Below are 2,934 nucleotides of genomic sequence, written 5' to 3' on the forward strand. Positions count from 1 at the left end.
GTGCCAGTCGACATCAAGTTTGACTGGTCCGCCGCCATCGCGAGCAGGCTCGCTCCCACAGTTGTTTCCGGTGAGCCCTGCTACAGCGTTAGAGATCCGACTCCTTCACCACCCGCACCTTCGACGCATCCAGCGCATACGCCGCGTCTGCCAGGTCATTGCTGACCTTCTCGACCTTCAGCGTGCCGGTAACCCACAGCGGCGTGTAGATATCATTGAGCTTCAAACCCTTGGGATAACGCACCAGCACCAACTGGTTGGGCGGCGGTGGCGGGACGTGGATGCAGGCGCCTGGATACGGCACGAGGAAGAACAGCGTGCTGTGGCCCTTGGCGTCGGTTTCCAGCGGCACGGGATAACCGCCCAGACGAATGTTCTTGTCGTTCATCGAGGCAACGGTCTTGGTCGAATACATCACCGCCGGCAGGCCTTTGCTCTGCTTCATGCCACCCTTTTCGGTAAAGGTGCCATTGGCTTCGGGGGAGTTGTGATCGATCTCGGGCATGGCCTCGAGGGCTTTCTGATCCGACTTGGGCATCAGTTCCAGCCAGTCGGTTTCCGGCAGTTCGCCGGCGTGGGCCAGACCGCTACCCACCAAGAGAAGAGACAACAGAAGACGGCGCATGAAGGTGCTCGGTAAAGGAAAGGTCGTGAAACGCCGAGCATTCTAGTCCTCTCGGACTGCGCAGCCGAGAGGACTTTGTCGCTTGAATCAGTTCTTTTTGATCAGGCCGTAGATCACCAGCAGGATGATCGCGCCGACCAGAGCACCGATGAAGCCGGCTGCCTGGCCCGCCTGGTAAATGCCCAGGGCCTGGCCGCCGTAGGTGGCCGCCAGCGAACCGCCGATACCGAGCAGAATGGTCATGATCCAGCCCATGCTGTCATCGCCCGGTTTCAGGAACCGCGCCAGCAGGCCGACGATCAGGCCGATAAAGATGGTTCCGATAATTCCCATGGCATTTCCCTCTGAATTGGAAGATATGCCAAAGCCTAGTCAGACTTTGGCATCCTGCCATGAGAGAACGGCGGTCCTTGAATGGTTCCGCCGTTGCCACATGAAACTGCGGTTACTCTGCGATGAGCGCTTCGACCTTGAGGATCTGCGCCGCCAGCGTCTCGCGATCGGCGCAACGCAGGTTGGCGTGACCGACCTTGCGGCCGACCTTGAACGCTTTTCCATAGTGATGCAGATGGCAATCGGCGATGGCCAGGACTTTTTCGGTCTCGGGCACTTTGCCGATGAAGTTGACCATCGCACTCTCACCGACCTTGGCGGTCGACCCCAGCGGCAGGCCGGCTACCGCTCGCAGGTGGTTTTCGAACTGGCTGCACTCGGCGCCTTCAGTGGTCCAGTGTCCGGAGTTGTGCACCCGCGGGGCGATTTCGTTGGCCTTGAGGCCACCGTCGACTTCAAAGAACTCGAACGCCATCACACCGACGTAGTCCAGTTGCTTGAGCACACGGCTGGAATAGTCTTCGGCCAGGGTCTGCAGCGGGTGATCGGTGCTGGCCACGGACAGCTTGAGGATGCCGCTGTCATGGGTGTTGTGGACCAGCGGGTAGAACTTCGTTTCGCCATCGCGAGCGCGCACGGCGATCAGCGAGACTTCACCGGTGAACGGCACGAAGCCTTCAAGCAGGCAGGCCACGCTGCCCAGCTCGGCGAAGGTGCCGACCACATCTTCAGGAGTGCGCAGGACTTTCTGGCCCTTGCCGTCGTATCCCAGGGTTCGGGTTTTCAGCACGGCCGGCAGACCGATGGAAGCCACGGCGGCGTCCAGATCAGCCTGGGACTGAATGTCGGCGAACGCCGGGGTCGGAATCCCCAGGTCCTTGAACATGCTCTTCTCGAACCAGCGATCGCGGGCGATGCGCAGGGCTTCCGCACTCGGATAGACCGGCACGAATTGCGACAGGAACGCCACGGTTTCCGCCGGCACGCTTTCGAACTCGAAAGTCACCAGATCGACTTCATCGGCCAGCTGACGCAGGTGGTCCTGATCACCGTAATCGGCGCGCAGGTGTTCGCCCAATGCAGCAGCACAGGCGTCCGGCGCCGGGTCCAGGAAAGCGAAGTTCATGCCCAGCGGAGTGCCCGCCAGCGCCAACATGCGACCCAACTGGCCGCCACCGATTACACCGATCTTCATCGTCAACAACCTCAGGCGATGCGTGGGTCTGGATTTTCCAGGACGCTGTCTGTCTGCTCAGCACGGAAGGTTTTCAGTACTTCGTGGAACTGCGGGTGCTTGGCGCCCAGGATGCTCGCCGACAGCAGCGCTGCGTTGATCGCACCGGCTTTACCGATAGCCAGGGTGGCAACCGGAATACCGGCCGGCATCTGCACGATGGAGAGCAGCGAATCGACGCCCGAGAGCATTGCCGACTGAACCGGTACGCCCAACACCGGCAGGTGGGTCTTGGCCGCGCACATGCCAGGCAGGTGAGCCGCGCCACCGGCACCGGCGATGATCACCTCGATGCCACGGGCTTCGGCTTCTTCAGCGTACTGGAACAGCAGGTCCGGGGTACGGTGGGCAGAAACCACTTTCACCTCGTAAGGGATGCCGAGCTTTTCCAGCATATCGGCGGTGTGGCTAAGGGTGGACCAATCGGACTTGGAGCCCATGATCACGCCAACCAGTGCACTCATCGTCGAGCCTCTTCTCTCTGGGCGCCCGCAGGCGCGTCAAAAACAACAAGCCACGCATTATGCGTGGCTTGAATTGTACGAAAAATGGCCGATCGAGCCGGCCGAAGGCCGCGCAGTATACCGCAATACGGCAGATAAACAGCCCCTGTTTCGACCATCTGTCATACGGCGCAAAGTGCCGGTTTTATTGACTTGTAAGTCAGTCAACACAACACAAATCCATTGTGGGAGCGGGCTTGCTCGCGAATGCGGTGGGTAAGTCGACATTGATGTTGCCT

At 60.3% G+C, this 2,934-nt stretch carries 4 protein-coding genes; all 4 read right to left on the reverse strand.

Features of this window, described 5'->3' with window-relative positions; translation table 11 throughout:
- Positions 1 to 88: 88 nt before the first annotated feature.
- Positions 89 to 625 (reverse strand): DUF3299 domain-containing protein, encoded by a 537-nt coding sequence (locus tag ACW9JE_RS29960; protein WP_457434815.1) that lies wholly within the window; start codon positions 623 to 625, stop codon positions 89 to 91.
- Positions 626 to 712: 87 nt separating this feature from the next.
- Positions 713 to 958 carry a GlsB/YeaQ/YmgE family stress response membrane protein gene (locus ACW9JE_RS29965; protein WP_224541172.1) on the reverse strand — a complete coding sequence of 82 codons (246 nt, stop codon included), beginning with the start codon at positions 956 to 958 and terminating at the stop codon, positions 713 to 715.
- Between the two features lie 112 nt (positions 959 to 1,070).
- The gene (locus ACW9JE_RS29970) at positions 1,071 to 2,153 is read right to left on the reverse strand and encodes a 5-(carboxyamino)imidazole ribonucleotide synthase (RefSeq protein ID WP_457434816.1); all 1,083 of its coding nucleotides are present in this window, start codon (positions 2,151 to 2,153) and stop codon (positions 1,071 to 1,073) included.
- An 11-nt stretch (positions 2,154 to 2,164) separates the two neighbouring features.
- On the reverse strand, positions 2,165 to 2,656 hold the full coding sequence (gene purE / locus ACW9JE_RS29975) for a 5-(carboxyamino)imidazole ribonucleotide mutase (protein WP_034149342.1): 492 nt from the start codon (positions 2,654 to 2,656) through the stop codon (positions 2,165 to 2,167).
- Positions 2,657 to 2,934: the final 278 nt, after the last annotated feature.

This window comes from Pseudomonas sp. SDO55104_S430 (assembly GCF_054070595.1).

Coding starts and splice junctions, on each gene's coding strand:
- ACW9JE_RS29960 (WP_457434815.1), bottom strand. CDS start 625: ATGCGCCGTCTTCTGTTGTCTCTTCTCTTGGTGGGTAGCGGTCTGGCC.
- ACW9JE_RS29970 (WP_457434816.1), bottom strand. CDS start 2,153: ATGAAGATCGGTGTAATCGGTGGCGGCCAGTTGGGTCGCATGTTGGCG.
- ACW9JE_RS29965 (WP_224541172.1), bottom strand. CDS start 958: ATGGGAATTATCGGAACCATCTTTATCGGCCTGATCGTCGGCCTGCTG.
- purE (WP_034149342.1), bottom strand. CDS start 2,656: ATGAGTGCACTGGTTGGCGTGATCATGGGCTCCAAGTCCGATTGGTCC.